This window comes from Streptomyces chlorus, from assembly GCF_042655885.1.
GTDB classification, from domain to species: Bacteria; Actinomycetota; Actinomycetes; order Streptomycetales; family Streptomycetaceae; genus Streptomyces; species Streptomyces chlorus.
Genome location: NZ_JBHSOA010000045.1, coordinates 28148 through 43074, shown reverse-complemented (window position 1 = coordinate 43074; position 14927 = coordinate 28148). Strand labels below are relative to the sequence as shown.

Annotated in this window: 13 protein-coding genes and 4 pseudogenes; 5 read left to right on the top strand and 12 right to left on the bottom strand. The window is 71.8% G+C overall.

Going from position 1 to position 14927, the window contains the following annotated elements; all coding sequences use genetic code 11:
- Positions 1 to 281 precede the first annotated feature (281 nt).
- From ACFPZI_RS21730 to ACFPZI_RS21705, 6 genes are all read right to left on the bottom strand, one after another.
- Positions 282 to 488 carry a DUF397 domain-containing protein gene (locus ACFPZI_RS21730; protein WP_381365437.1) on the bottom strand — a complete coding sequence of 69 codons (207 nt, stop codon included), beginning with the start codon at positions 486 to 488 and terminating at the stop codon, positions 282 to 284.
- Positions 485 to 1300, bottom strand: coding sequence for a helix-turn-helix domain-containing protein (locus ACFPZI_RS21725; RefSeq protein ID WP_381365434.1), 816 nt, complete (start codon positions 1298 to 1300; stop codon positions 485 to 487). The genes ACFPZI_RS21730 and ACFPZI_RS21725 overlap by 4 nt, the downstream gene beginning before the upstream one ends.
- A 385-nt stretch (positions 1301 to 1685) precedes the next feature.
- Positions 1686 to 2696 carry a protein-L-isoaspartate O-methyltransferase gene (locus tag ACFPZI_RS21720; RefSeq protein WP_381365431.1) on the bottom strand — a complete coding sequence of 337 codons (1011 nt, stop codon included), beginning with the start codon at positions 2694 to 2696 and terminating at the stop codon, positions 1686 to 1688.
- A gap of 90 nt (positions 2697 to 2786) precedes the next feature.
- A complete protein-coding gene (locus tag ACFPZI_RS21715; protein ID WP_381365429.1) occupies positions 2787 to 3209 on the bottom strand; it encodes a lasso peptide biosynthesis B2 protein in 423 nt (140 codons plus the stop codon).
- Positions 3206 to 3511, bottom strand: coding sequence for a PqqD family protein (locus ACFPZI_RS21710; RefSeq protein ID WP_381365426.1), 306 nt, complete (start codon positions 3509 to 3511; stop codon positions 3206 to 3208). Before ACFPZI_RS21710 ends, ACFPZI_RS21715 begins: the two co-directional genes overlap by 4 nt.
- Complete coding sequence (locus tag ACFPZI_RS21705; protein ID WP_381365423.1) at positions 3495 to 4931, bottom strand: asparagine synthase-related protein; 1437 nt, start codon at positions 4929 to 4931, stop codon at positions 3495 to 3497. The genes ACFPZI_RS21710 and ACFPZI_RS21705 overlap by 17 nt, the downstream gene beginning before the upstream one ends.
- A 307-nt stretch (positions 4932 to 5238) precedes the next feature.
- Here ACFPZI_RS21705 and ACFPZI_RS21700 point away from each other — a divergent pair, with 307 nt between their 5' ends.
- Together ACFPZI_RS21700 and ACFPZI_RS21695 are read left to right on the top strand one after the other, a co-directional pair.
- Positions 5239 to 6789 (top strand): esterase, encoded by a 1551-nt coding sequence (locus ACFPZI_RS21700; RefSeq protein WP_381365420.1) that lies wholly within the window; start codon positions 5239 to 5241, stop codon positions 6787 to 6789.
- 26 nt (positions 6790 to 6815) lie between these two features.
- On the top strand, positions 6816 to 7235 hold the full coding sequence (locus ACFPZI_RS21695) for a hypothetical protein (RefSeq protein ID WP_381365418.1): 420 nt from the start codon (positions 6816 to 6818) through the stop codon (positions 7233 to 7235).
- A 57-nt stretch (positions 7236 to 7292) separates the two neighbouring features.
- On the opposite strand, the gene ACFPZI_RS21690 is transcribed toward ACFPZI_RS21695, so the two are convergent.
- Positions 7293 to 7499, bottom strand: coding sequence for a DUF397 domain-containing protein (locus ACFPZI_RS21690; RefSeq protein WP_381365415.1), 207 nt, complete (start codon positions 7497 to 7499; stop codon positions 7293 to 7295).
- On the bottom strand, positions 7496 to 8395 hold the full coding sequence (locus ACFPZI_RS21685; protein WP_381365412.1) for a helix-turn-helix domain-containing protein: 900 nt from the start codon (positions 8393 to 8395) through the stop codon (positions 7496 to 7498). The genes ACFPZI_RS21690 and ACFPZI_RS21685 overlap by 4 nt, the downstream gene beginning before the upstream one ends.
- Before the next feature lie 324 nt (positions 8396 to 8719).
- On the opposite strand from ACFPZI_RS21685, the pseudogene tgmA reads away from it, so the two are divergent.
- Positions 8720 to 8974 (top strand): annotated as a pseudogene (gene tgmA, locus ACFPZI_RS21680) (putative ATP-grasp-modified RiPP); the annotation flags it as partial.
- A 75-nt stretch (positions 8975 to 9049) separates the two neighbouring features.
- On the opposite strand, the gene ACFPZI_RS21675 reads toward tgmA, so the two are convergent.
- Positions 9050 to 9760: a hypothetical protein gene (locus ACFPZI_RS21675; protein WP_381365409.1), complete on the bottom strand. Its 711-nt coding sequence runs from the start codon at positions 9758 to 9760 to the stop codon at positions 9050 to 9052.
- A gap of 282 nt (positions 9761 to 10042) precedes the next feature.
- On the opposite strand from ACFPZI_RS21675, the pseudogene ACFPZI_RS21670 reads away from it, so the two are divergent.
- Positions 10043 to 10141: pseudogene (locus ACFPZI_RS21670) on the top strand (ATP-grasp ribosomal peptide maturase); the annotation flags it as partial.
- Positions 10138 to 11262, top strand: a pseudogene (gene tgmC, locus ACFPZI_RS21665) (ATP-grasp peptide maturase system methyltransferase). The pseudogenes ACFPZI_RS21670 and tgmC, both read left to right, overlap by 4 nt.
- Positions 11263 to 11319: 57 nt before the next feature.
- Here the strand turns inward: tgmC and ACFPZI_RS21660 are convergent.
- The 3 genes and pseudogenes from ACFPZI_RS21660 to ACFPZI_RS21650 form a co-directional block, all read right to left on the bottom strand.
- Positions 11320 to 11538: pseudogene (locus ACFPZI_RS21660) on the bottom strand (SCO4225 family membrane protein); the annotation flags it as partial.
- Positions 11539 to 11566: 28 nt separating this feature from the next.
- A complete protein-coding gene (locus ACFPZI_RS21655) occupies positions 11567 to 12247 on the bottom strand; it encodes a response regulator (protein WP_381365406.1) in 681 nt (226 codons plus the stop codon).
- Positions 12244 to 14709, bottom strand: a complete 2466-nt coding sequence (locus tag ACFPZI_RS21650; RefSeq protein WP_381365403.1) for a sensor histidine kinase — start codon at positions 14707 to 14709, stop codon at positions 12244 to 12246. The genes ACFPZI_RS21655 and ACFPZI_RS21650 overlap by 4 nt, the downstream gene beginning before the upstream one ends.
- Between the last annotated feature and the right edge of the window lie 218 nt (positions 14710 to 14927).

Here is a 14927-nt window from a genome sequence, read left to right as displayed (position 1 = left end):
CTCCGCACTGCCACGAGCAACCCTTCTCACCTGCACTGTTGCTTCGAGGCTATGACACCGCCCCCCTTCTACAAGGCGAACCGCGAGGCCGAAATGCGGGCCGCACACGCGCACTTCCAAGCTCACTTGGACAAGGAGATCGCCGCTGGACGCTGGACTCCGCCTGGGAGCCGTGAGGCCTGAGTGCCGCTCCTCATAGCACAGGTCGGCGCTTCGTTGAGAGAAGCGCCGACCTCGGGAGCCACCGCATGCCTTCCACTACCAACCGTGGAGCGGCAAGCTCACATCGCGTCGAGCAGGGCCGACCACGCCACCGGCCCAACCGTCAGCACAGGCCTGTACTCCAGCGCCTGCTTCGAGTCACGCACATGGACGGCGATGCTGTTGATGGCAACCTCGACGCACTCCCCGCCTTCCTCACTGCTGTAGCTGCTCTTGAACCAGCGCAGGCGGGTATTCGCTCCTGACACTTCTTTGTCGATGCTCACAGCTCTCCCAACAACTTCTCGACGTACGCGAACGATTCGCGAGGCGTCAGCGCCTGGGCACGCAGCGTTCCGTACTTGGCTTCCAGCGCCCGTACCGATTCCCGATCACTGTGCACCCGGCTGACGTTCTGCACCTCCACGTACGCGATCCTGCGCTCTCCCTTCGTCTCGATCAAGGTGAACGGACCGGCCATCCCTGCGTTCTCATCACGGTTCAGCGGCATGATCTGTACTTCGACGTGCCGCATGTGACTGACGAGCAACACCTGCTCCAGTTGCCCTCGCAGCACGTCACGTCCGCCGATTGGACGGCGCAGCACAGACTCATCGATGACGAAGCTCATCAGCGGAGGTGGCTTGCGGTGAAAGATCTCCTGTCGCGCCAGCCTTGCGGCAACCCGCTCATTGACGATCACGTCATCCAGCGGGGGCCGTAACACCCCGAACACCGCCCGCGCGTACTCCTCCGTCTGCAACAACCCCGGCACCGCCTGGTTGGCATACACATGCAGCTCGACCGCCTCCGCCTCCAACTTCGCCGCATCCCGGAAGAACGCCGGGTACCGCGCCCGTGCCACCTCCTCCTTCATCACCGCCAACAGCCCACCGGCCTCCAGCACCACGTCCGCCCGGTCGATGAACTCCGGTTTCGGGATGCGCCGCCCCAACTCCACCGAGGCGACCATGTCCTCGCCGTAACTGAGCTTCGCACCCAGCTCTGCCCGTGTCAGCCCCCGGCTCGTCCGCAGCAGCCGCAACTGCTGCCCGAAACACCGGAGGATGCCCGTCTCGCCCTCACTGTGAGCCGTCACCGGTGACCTCACCTCACCCACCTGTACAGAGGCGCCCGCGCGTCGTCCCGCCGCAGGCACCCGACCGTCACTCCCGGCTCACTCTATGGACACGCACCGTTGCTTTCGCACCACTTCGGGGCCGCTTCCCCCATACCGCGTACGGACGCCCCGCCCTCCCCCGTACAACACCCTGCCGTACAAGCGTCGCTGCTGGCAGCGAGCCCAACACCGCCGGCCCCTTTACCGAAGCCCTGCTCCTGACCTGTCGAGTCGTGGGATTCGAGTCCGTGAGCCCATGCCTTGGTTGCTACGAGGTCGGGGGCGGTGAACACACACCAAGGCGCCCGAACGGGGGCCGTCACGCTCCCCGTCCGGGTGCCTTGAGTTCGTAGGGCTGCCGGTCTTACCGGGTCAGCCGCAGGTCCCACCCTTCCGCGCCGCGGGTCAGGGTGAGGGTGTAGGCCTCGGGGGCGGGGCGGCCGGCGGACTCCCACGCGGTCAGCCAGTCGCGCAGGACGGCGAGGGACGGGGAGTCGGGGCGGTCGGCGAGGATCTGGCCGTCCTGCTGGAGGACGGCGGCTGTGGAGGCGGTGGAGTGCCCGATGGCCCACAGGCCGGGGCTCAGCCCTGCCATGGTGAGCTGCGGGTCGGCCTGGGCGGCGGCGAACGTCCGCCAGGACGGCCAGTCGAGCCGGCCTCCCTCGTACGGCTCGGTGTGCGCGTCCTTGGTCAGCCGGGTGAGCGCGGTGCGGGCGCCGGTGTTCCCGTGGTCGTCCGCGTCGCGCCAGGCGATGGAGATCCATGAGGGGCCGGGCACTCGGTTCTCCCAGTCCACCCACCGGCCCGGGAGGTCCAGGTTGTCCTTCGGCAAGGTCGTCGCCTCGATGTAGCCGCCGGTGAACACCGCCTCGACGGCCGGCTCGCCCTCGCGTACGCGGATCTTGGCGACGACGGTCATGTTGGGCACGGCCGCGATGGGCAGCGGGGCGACGATCAGGCCGTCGTCGGCGACCTGGTCCACCCATGCCTCGGGCAGCAGGGGCGGGGTGCACCAGGCCACCATCCGATCGTACGGGGCCCGCCCCGAAAAACCGGCGGTGCCGTCGGCGACGTGGCAGCGGATGTTGTGCACGCCGCGCTCGCTGTGGATCAGGCCCGCCCACCGCACCAGGTAAGCGTCGATGTCCAGGCTGGTGACGTGGCCGGAGTTGCCGACCAGCTCGGAGAGCAGGGCGCCGGAGTAGCCGGAGCCGGTGCCGAACTCGACGACGTTCATGCCCTCCTGGACGTCGAGCGTGGTGATCTCGCGGTGAATCACGACCGGGTTGGAGCGGTGCGGGGTGGCGCCGCGGCCGTCGTGGTGGGTGTAGTGGCGTTCGGGGACGGCTCGGGCGACATCGGCGACGGCGGTCACTGCTCACTCCTTCGAGGGACGTAAGGGCACTCGTATGCGACAACCGCTCCGGGCGGGTGAAGGACACGCTCCCGGCGGTTCGTTGGCGGGTCAGATCGTCAGCGCGGTGTGGTGGTGCCAGCCGGCGGCGGTGTACTCGCCCACGGGTCCGTGTCCGGGCAGTTCGGCCCAGGCGTGGTACTCCACCGGCGGCGGGGCGAAGCGAACTCCCAGGCACCAGTCGAGGCGGCACCCGAGCAGGGCGGCGGCGAGCACGGCGCCTAGGGAGGTCTCCATGCAGGCGGCCCGCCCGGGCCACCAGCGGGCTGTGTGCCGTACGGCGCCGACGAGGGCCTCGGACCGGGCAGAATCGAGCTCACGCCGGCCGAGGCGGCGGGCGAGGCGGGCGGCGGAGACCGTGTGCCGGAACGGCAGCCGCAGCAGCGTCAGGGCGAGCGCGAGGCCGACCGCGGCAGCCAGGCGCTCACCGTAGGTGCCGGTACGGACGGTGGAGTACGCCTCCATGCTGGTCATGACCGCCACCCCTTCCACCAGCGGCAGGACTGCCGGGCCGGTTCGGGGCCGTCGTGAGCGAGGCCCTGGGAGGTGAGCGTCACGGCAACCGTGCGGACGTCGGCTGCGGCCTGCCCGGCGGGGATGTCGTACCGCTCGGCGAGGCGGTCGGCGGCCTCCTCCTCGCTGGTGGAGGCGACCAGGAGCATCACGACGGCCGCTGCGGTCGGCGTCAGGTAGGACCAGCGACCGGTGCGTTCGCTGAGGATCGCGCCGCCCTCGTCGGTGAGTACCGGGTGGGTGCGCTCACGCAGCCTCCACACGGGGTGCCACCTCCTCCCACCATGGCGAGGTGGAGGCGGCGTGCTGCCGCAGCCAGACCTCGGCGGCCACCATCAGGTGTAGGGCGCCCTGGGCGGTGGGCTGCCCGGTGGCGGCCCGGGCGAGCGCGTCGGCGACCGGTGCTTCGGTGACGAGCCCGAGCGCGGCGAGCTGCGACGACGGGCCCAGCAGGTCCTTGAGGACGGGCCCGTTGTCGCACAGGCCCGTGTACGCGAGAGCGTTGAATCCGCCCTTGGTGGTGCGGGCGAGGACGAAGTCGGGCAGGACACCGCTGCCGGCGAACGCCGCGCCCAGCAGCGGCTTGTACGTGCCGGGAGCGCCGCGCTCGTCGGCGGGGACGGCGAGGCAGGCCCGGATCACCTCGTTGTCCAGGAACGGGGCGGCCAGCTCGATGCCGTGCCCGGCGAGCGCGAGGGTCCGCCACCCAGTGGTGTTCGCGCCGACCCGGGCGAGGTCCTGCCGGTCGAACCATTCCGCCAGTCGGGCCGGCGCGTCGGCGAGCGTGCCCGCGGCCGCGTCCAGGGCGGCGGAGAGCATCAGGCGGACTCCGTGGGTCATCCAGTCTGCCGAGGCCAGCAGCGGGGTCCAGGCGAGCGGGCGCTGGGCCTGGGGAATCCAGTCCCGCGCGGGCCGGCGCAGGTCGGCGGCCGTCTGCCACCAGGCCCCGGCCAGGTCGGTGCGCGAGGCCGGGCGGACGCGGGCGAGCACGGTGAAGGCGGAGGTGTGCCGCAGGCGGGCGTGGGCGAGGGCGTGCTGCAAAGCCCGGTGGTGGCGCCGCTCGCGCAGCAGGTCCGCGAGGTACGACGAGGGGGCGGAGAGCACGGCGTCCCCGGCCGCGCCGGTGAAGTGCACCCCCGGCCCCGGGGTGTGGGCGACGACCGTGTCCAGGACGGCCCGCTTGATGGAGGCGGTGACCACGTACGCGTTCGGGGCATCGGTCATCGGCAGCCCGGACAGGTCGTCAAGGCCCGCGTAGTACACGGTGCCGGCAGCGCCGGGGACCGTATGGTGGGCCAGGTTCGGCACGGTGGCCGCAGTACGGAGCGCGAACGCGAGGTCGTCGTCACGCAGGCGTTCGTCGGCGAACGTCACCGTGGCCACCGGCACGCGCTGGGCGGCAAGGCAGGCGAGCGTGGTGGAGTCCAGCCCCGCCAGGTCCGCGCTGACCGGCCGGTCGTCGACCCGGGCGGCGAGTCCGGCCGCGGCCTCCTCCTCGTCACCGCCGTGGCCGACGACTGGGGCGTCATCGACCGCCGCTCCGGCCCCGGCAAGACGGTGTGGGCCGTGCTGGAGACGACGTCGGGCAGTCGGTCGCGCACTCTCCAGCAGGCACCTGTGGCAGCCCCATGCCGGCCTGCCGACGAGCCCGTCGCCACGCGGTACCTCCCAGAGGAAGAGCAACGAACGGCAACAAATCAAGCCAAACGACCAGCGGTTCCCGTCGGCTGATCAAACGTCGAAGGCTGGAGTCACCTCGCGTGGCTTTGGCCTTTCGCGTGTGCGTGGCTGCCCCGCCCCGGGCGCCCGACTCGAAACGATCTTTTTCGGCGAAGAGGTGATCTTCTTCGGCAAAACAGACATGCCTCTGGTACAACCCTTCCGCCCCATGCGGCGTCAAACAAGGCACTGGACATAGGAACCGGACCTATCCGGACATCCCCCCCACGCCCCCGAGCCAGCCGGTCGTACCTGAGCCAAGGAGCCGTTCATGCGCAAGCACCGCTCGGCCGCCGTCGCGGCGGCATCGTTTCTCCTCGTGACGGGCGCGGTCATCGCGACCGCTCCGAGCGCCTACGCCGGAACACCCGGCGGAACACACGCCAACGACCGCAACACCGACTTCAACGGCGACGGATACGACGACGTGCTCATCGGCGCCCCCGGGGCGACGGTCGGCGGGCGCAAGGGCGCCGGCATGGTGACCGTGCAGTACGGCGGACCCAAGGGCATCGGCACGACCAGGGGCAAGGCCTTCAGCCAGAACTCCACGGGCGTCCCCGGCGCCGCCGAGACCGGTGACAACTTCGGCAAGTCGCTGGCCACCGGCGACCTCGACGGCGACGGCTACGACGACGCGATCATCGGTATCCCCGGCGAGGACCTCGGCGCCGTCGCCAACGCGGGCGCCGCGGTCGTCCTGTGGGGCACGCCGAAAGGCCTCACCGGATCGGCCGGCAACTGGCTGCAGTCCGACGACCTCACCACGGGCGGCAGGTTCGGCGCCTCGCTCGCCGCGGCCCGCTTCGACGACACCACTCCCGGCGACTCCCTCGCCGTCATGGACTCGGTCGGGCTGACGGTCTACACCTTCGAGCCCTCCCCCCAGCCCACCGCCAAGAGCGCGGACGCGCAGGCGCGGCGGCCGGTGCAGAAGTCGCGCACCACGCTCACCTCACCCCCGCGTAAGACGCTCAGCAAGGCCTCCGCCGCCAACGCGCCGGGCATCCGGCCCAAGTCGATGACCACGGGCGACTACGACAACAACGGCTTCGCCGACCTGGTCGTCTCCGGCACCAGCGTGGGCGCCGAGCCGGGCCACGGCTGGTCGTACATCCTGCCCGGCACCGCGTCGAACGACGAGCCGCCGCCGATCACCGCGGTGCGCGGCGGCCCGGTCGTCGCGTCCGGCGACATCAACCGCGACGGCTACGACGACCTGGTCACCGGCGAGCCGCACAGCCCGGACGACGGCGGCGAGAACATGACCGGCGGCGTGGTCGGCGTCTACTACGGCAGTGCGGACGGGGCGGCCGGCCGGGAAGGGCCGGGCACCCCTCCCGTGTGGTGGACCCAGAACTCGGCGGGCGTGCCGGGTACGAACGAGCGGGGCGACGGCTTCGGCACCGACCTCTCCGTCGGCGACAGCAACCGCGACGGATACGCGGACGTGGCGATCGGTGTCGCGGGCGAGGACATCGGCGCCGTCGCCGACGCGGGCGCCGTCACGGTCCTGCGCGGCTCGGCCAAGGGCATGACGTCCACCGGCGCACTGTCCGTGAACCAGGGCACCGCGAAGGTCCCGGGCACCGTCGAGAAGGGCGACAAGTTCGGCGGCCAGGTCTCCTTCACCGACCCGAACAACGACGGCCGCTTCGGCCTGCTCGCCTCGGCACCCGGTGAGAACACGAACGACGGCTACGTCTGGGTGTTCTCCGCGGGCCGCTCGGGCCTGACCACCTCCGGCTCCTGGAACTACGGCCCGCGCGCGTTCGGCGGCCTGCCGACGGACGCGCTGTACGGGGCGGCGATCGACGACTAGGGAGTGCCGGGACAGTTACCGGCTCGGTGCGTTATCGGCGGGCGTTGATACTGCTGGCGTCCGCCGGCGGAAACCGGGTGCCGGTGATCGCCCGGCTGGTCCAGGCCGACGAGGGCCTCGGCCGGGACTTCCACGTCCGGCTCACCACCGCGGCAAGCGGTAATCGGCTGCGCTTCGAGGTCTCCGGCACCCGCGGCCGGCTCGGCGGACGGGCCAAGAGGACCCGAAGGCCCGCGCCGCCGCCGCCAACGACGAGGCCAACTTCGTTCGGGATCGTCTTCGACAAGAAGTTCGAGGAGAGCATGATGGACCACGTGTCCACCATCGACACCCTCCGCAAGCGGTACTTCGACGCCGCCCGCGAGTTCAAGTTCAACCCGGACCGCAGCGCTCACCGCGCGGCCTGGCGGATGATCCGGAGTGAGGAAGGTCTGGACGACTTCTGAGACAGAAGGAGGGGCCCGGCGCGCGCCGGGCCCCTCCGTTCGTACATCCGCCGCCGGTCAGCGCCCGGCGGTCATCTCCACGAACCCGGCCCATGCCTCTGCGCCAACGGCAAGGACAGGACCTCTAGTTCGCTTCGAATCCCGGATCAGCACCTCTCCGTGCGCCTCGGCGATCTCGACGCATTCACCGCCCTCGGCACCGCTGTAACTGCTCTTGAACCACGTGGCCTCCGACGAAGGAGGGAACGACTCACCCGTGTTCATAGCTCTCCCAGCACCTTCTCTACAAATCCCAGGGACTCTCTCGGGGCGAGAGCCTGGCTTCGGATGATCCCATAACGTGCCGAGATGGCTCGCACTTCATCCCGGTCAGTGACCAGGATGCTGCGCCCCTGGACCTCCAGGTAAGCGATCTGGTCGCCCTTCTTCGGCGTGATGAGCGTGAAGGGGCCGTCGACACCGGCGTTGTCCTCACGGTCATTCGGCATGACCTGGATCTCCACGTTGCGCTTGTGCCCGATCAGCAGGATGTTCTCCAGGACCCCTCTCAGCACCTCGGTACCGCCGAACGGCTTGTGCAGCACCGCTTCTTCGATCACGAAGCTCGTCAGCGGCGACGGCCAGTCACCGAAGACCTCTTGGCGCGACAGACGTGCGGTCACACGCTGTTCGATCGTCACCTCATCCAGCAACGGGCGCCGCATTGCGAGCAGAGCACGGGTGTACTCCTCGGTCTGCAGGAGTCCCGGTACCGCCTGCATCGCATACAGGAACAGCTCAACCGCGTCCGCTTCCAGACGCGCCGCATCCCGGAAGAACGCCGGATATTGAGCCTTCCCCACTTCCTCCTTCAGTGCCGTGAGCAACCCCCCAGCCCCCAACACCTCATCCGCCTTCTCGATGAACCTCGCCTGCGGAATCCGCCGCCCCTGCTCGAAGGACGCCACCGTGTCAGCCGAGTAGCCCGTCCGCTTGCCGAACTCCGGTCGCTCCAGGCCCGCCCGGATGCGCAGCAGCTTCAACTGCCGTCCGAACGCGGTCACGACCCCCGCCCCCGGTTCGTCCCCGGGCCTGCGGCTCCCGCTCCCCTGCCCCTGGCCGCCCTGTACCGGCACCGCCGCCTGTCCCTGACCAGCCTCTTCGTCGCGCACCGTCGTCATGTCTCACGCCTCTCCCCGTACCGTTCCGTACACCGCCGGGTGCCGCCGCGTACGAAGGGGCCGCGTCGGCGCGTCACCACTGGTCACGCTAGGCCACGGCGCGAAACCGTGAGTACATGACCGCCACACGACCACCCGTCCCGGTGAACCGGTTCGCGAGGCGCTTCGGCCCGGCCCCGCGCGGCGCCCGGCCGGCCCGTACGGCTCGGCGAGGAGAACCGGAACGGGGGGGTGAAGCTCCTCGCCACCGAGTTGACCACGAGCGCCGTGAGGCGGCCGGCGCCCGAAAGAAACCACACCCTTCCCGCCCACCAGGAGGCATCCATGTTCGCCCACTCCGATCGGCTCCCCACCGGGACGCCGCTGCCCGACGGCATCAGCACCCCCGCGCCGTGGGGGCTGCGCCGCATGGCGCCGTACCCGGCCTTCGCCCCCTCGTACGCCCACGTCGAGCTGGACCCGGCCACCCAGACCGGCCGCTGCTTCGACGCCGCCGGACAGGTCATGGAGATGCCCGGCCACGGAACCAGCACCGGCACCAAACCCGCGACCAACAACGGCAATTCCTCCGCAGGAACATTCCCCACCCTCGGGTCATGCCTTCCCATCGGGATAATGGCCGCCGAACGACGCCTCGGGCCGCCCGGGAGCCGGTCAGCCGTGCAGCCAGATCCGCAGCGGGCCGACCGGCTCGAAGCCATGGCGCACGGCGACCGCCAGGTCATCGCCGTGCTCATAGCCGACCACCGGCAGAGTGGGGAACAGCCAGTGCACAGCATCCAGTACGACCGGCCAGGCCACGTCAGGGCCGCCGTCGAGTGCGAAGACGTTGGAGATTCCGATCACCTGGTCGCTGAGGCTCGCCACCGCTCCGGCAACCACCCCGCCGTCGGCGGAGTGCCCGGCGAGCACGAACGTGGCGGGGTCATCGAGCAGTTCGGGTCGGAAGAGGTCCGCATTTCCGTCTCCGGCGTCCCAGGCGAGCGCCCATGCGCGCAGCGTGTCCGGGTCGCCCGCCACGTCCCAGGCGAGATCCGGCGTGGTGGCGGGCGCACTCGCCGGACGGTGGATCCACTGCGCCTCGAACAGCACCTGGAAGCCAGCCTCCGTCAGGTCGAGGTCGGCGAAGCTGTCCTTGACGGAGGCGCCAGGCGCGGCGGTGTCGATCCGGGCCACCAGCGCGACCGGGTCGGCCCCTGACACCAGCGTCACCGCGTCGGGGTAGTACAGCGGCGTTCGGACCGGGGCGGTCCATGCCTCTTCCCCGAATTCGCCCGCCAAGCCGTGCGATCGGCTCATCACTGCGCACCACTCGGCGTTGTTGCGGGCGGCGGCCCGGAATAGGAGTTGCTTTGGCGTCGTCACGAGTACGGATCATGGCTCGTCGCGGCCCGGCCGGGCGAACGCTTTTCTCCTGCCCGCAGGACGGATGTCTCCCCGGGGATGGGCCAGTTCCCGGGGAGTAACGTGATCGTCTACAGGCCGCGGCCATTGGTGCCCCCGGCCGCAGGAGCGGGGGCACCCTCGCCAGCCGCCTACCGGTCCAGCCAGCCACCCGATCCGACCGCACCGCCACATGGCGAACATGCACGTCACGTGAAACAGCAGGTCAACGCCATAAAACTGGCTACCGCGGTCGGAGAACCGGAGTGCAATCCCTCCGGGCAATGGGCGTGGCTGGAACCGGAGACCGGGCTGCCGATGGCGGCGGCGATGGCGGATCTCCTGGAGAGGAAGACAGCATGAACGACAAGGAGCTGAGGGCACGGCTCGTCGAGCGACTGACCGCCGGCGGCCACCTGCGGACCGGGCCCTGGCGGGAGGCCGTGTCCGCGGTCCCGCGCCACGCGTTCCTGCGCGACGGCTTCTTCCAACAGGTCGACGGCTCGACGCCCACCGCCTGGGCCCCGGTCATGCCGGACGATCCGCGGTGGCCGGCGGCCTGTTACGACGATGCCTCCCTGGTGACGCAGGTCGCCGGGACCGTCGTGCCCGGGGACGTCCGCGGGGAGATCATGCGTGCCCCCACCTCGTCCAGCACCATGCCCGGCCTGGTCGTGCGCATGCTCGAGGACCTCCAGGTCGACGCCGGCCACCGCGTCCTGGAGATCGGCACCGGCACCGGCTACTCCACCGCCCTGATGTGTCACCGGCTCGGCGACGACGCGGTGACCTCCGTCGAGGTCGACGCGGACGTGTCCCTCCGCGCCCGCGCCGCCCTGGGACACTGCGGGTTCGCCCCGGACCTGATCGTCGGCGACGGCCTTGCCGGGTAAAAGGGCGGGGCTCCCTACGACCGGGTGATCGCCACCTGCGGGCTCCTCACCGTCCCCCGCGAGCTGATCGAGCAGACCCGTCCCGGCGGGATCATGCTCGTCGCCCTCTGCGGTTGGCTGTACTCCTCCGAACTGGCCCGGCTCACGGTCCACGAGGACGGCACGGCATCCGGCCGCCTCCTCAGCGGGCAGATCTCCTTCATGCTCGCCAGGCCCCACCTGCCGCCGCCGCTGGGACTGCTCCCCGACCTCGACGAGGGCGACGAACGGCAAGCGGTCTTCGGCGCCGACGCGATCGACGACTGGACCACCCGGTTCGTCGCCCAACTCGCCGCACCCCGCATTCAGTGCGTCGGCCTCACCCGCGGCGGCCGCACGGAGCACCTGTTCCTCGACGTCGACACCGGCGCCTGGGCCGTGCTGTGGGAGCACGACGGCCGGTGGACGGTCCGGCAGAACGGGCCGTCCCGCATCTGGGACACCGTCGAGGCACACATCACCCAGTGGCGCGGCGCCGGAGCGCCATCGTTGGAGAAGTTCGAGATCACCGTCACCTCCGAACAGCCGTCGATCACCTGGCCCGGCCGCTGACCTGTATCTCACGCATCCACTCCGCCCCACGAGCACTACGGAGACGAGGCCACCGCCCGGGCCGGCGAACCACGCGACGACGAGGCTGCCGGGGGCCGTGACGAGGAGCGGGAAGATGAGCGCCATCGCCTCGCCGGAGTCGTCGGTCGCGATCGTCACCACCGCCCACACGAGCACGGCCACGCAGAGCACGAGGTAGGCGAGCGCGACGAGGCCGACGCGGTCGCGCAGCCGGCGCAGGAGGGACGGGCGGGAGTCCACGACGGTACCGGTCATGGGTGCACTCCTGGAACGGGTCGAGCGGTCAGAGACGGGTGCCGGGCGGGTTCGGGCGGGCGAGGCCGAGATCGTAGGCGAGGATCGTCGCCTGGACGCGGTCCCGCAGGCCGAGCTTCCGCAGCAGCGCGTTGACGTGGGACTTCACGGTGCCGACGGTGATGCCGAGCCGCTCGGCGATCTCCCCGTTGGTGAGGCCGGAGGCGACCAGGGTGAGGACGGTGCGCTGGCTGCCGGTCAGGCTGTCCAGCCCGGGGGAGCTGCCCGCCGGGACCGCGGGGCCCCGTCCGGACGCGTAGTGGCCGATGAGGCGGCGGGTCGCGGACGGCGCGAGGACGCTCTCCCCCGTCGCCACCACCCGGATTCCCCGGAGCAGTTCGGCGGGGTGGACGTCCTTGAGGAGGAAGCCCGACGCGCCGGCGCGCAGCGCGTCGAAGACGTAGACGTCAAGGTCGAAGGTGGTCAGGACCAGGACCTTGGGCGCGTCCTCGCGGCCGGTGATGATGCGGGTGGCGGCGATGCCGTCCAGTTCGGGCATGCGGACGTCCATGACGACCACGTCGGGCGACAGTTCCCGGGCGAGCCGTACCGCGGCGGCGCCGTCGGCGGCCTCACCGACGACCGTCATGTCCTCCTCGGCGTCGATCACGGCGGCGAATCCCGCCCGCACAATGCCCTGGTCGTCGACGACCAGCACGTCGAGGCTCATCGTTGTCCCTCCTCGATGTCCGGCGCGCCCGCGAGGGGCAGCCGGATCCGTACGGTGCCCCGGGGGCCGGTGGTCAGCGTGCCGCCGAGTGCGGTCACCCGAGTGGCCAGCCGCTCGTCGGCGGCCGTGTCCGCGGTGTCGGGCACTCCGGTGGCGGTGAGCGTCAATGTATCTGCGTCCGCGTCCAGTTCAACGACGGCGGGTTCCTCCCCGCCGGTGGCCAGAACCGTCTCGGCGGCGTGGTAGGCGGCCAGGTCGACGGCGGTGGGAAGACGTGCCGGTACGCGGTCGGTCAGCCGTATCTCGATGTCGCGTCCGGTGGCGCGGAGCTGATGGGCGAGCAGGTCGAGCGCCTGCAGGGTGGGCTGGGGCCGCAGGGCGGGCTCCGCCTCCCCGTCGCGGACCGCGTCGAGCAGGGCGCGCATCGCGGCCAGGGCCTCGCGGGCGCGGTCGGCGGTCGCGTCGAGGCGGCCCGCCTCCGCCTCCGCGACCATGTCGGCGGTGCGGGAGAGGACGGTGGTCTCCAGTCCGGCGGCGATCCTGCGACGCTCGGCCCACGCGTCCCGGACGGCCTCCTCGGTCCACGTGACGAGCCGGTCCTGGTGGGCGCCCCGGGCGGCCCGCTCGCGCCGGCCGCGCCGGGTCCCGGCCCAGCGGCTCGCGCCGGCCACCAGAGCCGTCGCGGCCGTCGTCCCGGCGACGACCGCCACGACGGGGAGTGTGGTGCCCCGGTCCAGGACCGCCGCCGTGGCGGCCCCCGCGTGCACGGCCACGGCGGCGACCGGGAGAACCGGGCGCCTCACCGGCCAGGTGGCGGGCGGAGTCAGGCGCGAGCGGGTGCCGGTGCCCACGGCGGACGGACCGGCGGTGTCCGCTGCCCGCGCGTGCGGGGGACGGATCTCGACGAACCGGTCGCGCAGCCGCTCGACGACCCGCGCGTCCGTGTGCGGGGGGCGGGCTCCGGCGCGGGACGGGGCGGCAGCCCTCCGGGCGGCGTCCGCCACGAGCGCCGCGCAGGTGGCCGGCAGGCTCAGTGCGAGAGGGAGCAGCACCGGGCCGGTGTAGTGGCCCGCGGACATCGCCACCGGCCAGAGCGGGACCAGGGCGAGCAGGGCACCCCGGGCCGCGCGGGGCGACCTGCGCAGCCACAGCAGGGCGACCGCCTGGGCCACGGCGAGCAGCCCGAAGAACACGCCCGCGGGCACCGTCGCACCGGGCTGCACCTCCTCCCGGTGGAGCACCAGCATCGGCAGCATCGGCTGGACGACCAGGCCGAACGCGGCCGTCAGCTGCGCCAGGCGGTAATCGCGCGGGACGGAACGTTCCACCGGGGCTCCGGTCCGGCCCGGCAGTGCCGCGCGCACCTCCCAACCGCCCTCCGCCGTGGGGCCGGTGACGAGGGTGCCGCCCGCCTCACGGGCCCGCGACCGCAAGAAGCCCTGGCCGCGTCCGCCGCCGAGTCCCGCGCCGTGCGCCGCCGCACCGGCCGGCGGTGCCGAGCTGGTGACCACGACGTCGGTGCCGGTGTCGCCGTACCGGACGCGCACCGTCGTCCGCGCGCCGGGGGCGTGCCGCGCCACGTTGGTCAGCGCCTCGCGCACGATGCCGTACGCCGCGTCCGCGACGGCGCCGTCCGGCAGCGGGTCGATCTCACAGTCGACCCGCTGGTCCAGGCGCCGGAAGCCCGCGACCAGATCCTGCAGCCGCTCCTCCGGTGAGGGAACGTCCTCGCGGGAGGGCGCCGGGGCCCGTACGGCACTGAGCGCGCGGGTGACCTCGCGACCGGTGCCGACGGCGAAGTCCAGCGCCTCCTCCACGAGTTCGGGGCGGCGGTCGCGCAGCCCGAGCGCAGCTCCCGCCGTGACGACCACGGCGGTCAGATGGTGAGCGCTGACGTCGTGCAGCTCCCGTTCCATGCGCCGCCGTTCGACCGCCGGCAGGCGGTGGCGCTCGGCCTCCGTACGCTGCCGCAACCGCTCGGCGGCGCGGCGCGCACGGCGGGCCCGGCGTACGCGGACACCGGCGCCGCACGCGGCGGCGTACAGCAGCGCCGTCAGGGCGAGGTGGAGGCCGTCGCGGCTGCTGATCCCGTGCAGGCTGACGTTGTACAGCGGCTGCCAGACGGTGAGCGTCAGGACGCACAGCACCGCGGTGAAGGCGTCCCGCCGGGCCGCCACCGTGAACAGAGCCAGCCCCACCCCGGCCGTGCCGAGCACCGCCGTCGCCCCGGCGGGCAGCGGGCCGGCGCCCAGCGCGCAGGCGGCGACGACCACGAGGAGGGCGACCACCGGACGGTTGCGGCGCAGGACGAGCGCGGCCGTCACCACCACGGCGACGAGCACCGCCACCAGGAGGGCGCCCGCGGACGGGACCGTCCCGCGCACCAGCGCCGCCCCCGGCCACACCAGGGCCTGGGCACAGATCAGCAGGACCGGGAGAAACCGGTCGTCGGTTCGGTTCATGGCTGAACAAGGCTATGACCGCGGACGAGGGGCCCGGCTCCCGCTGAAGGCGGATTCCCGTCTCTTACCTGGGTTGCAGATGCTCTGCCCGCGGTTCCATCCGCAGGTCATCCCGCAGGGCGACGACCGTGCCGTGTGCCCGGACCTAGGCTCGATCACATCGAGAAGACGGCCGACCACCGCCTCCCCGAGAACGTCCCACCAGCGCCTTCGCCGCG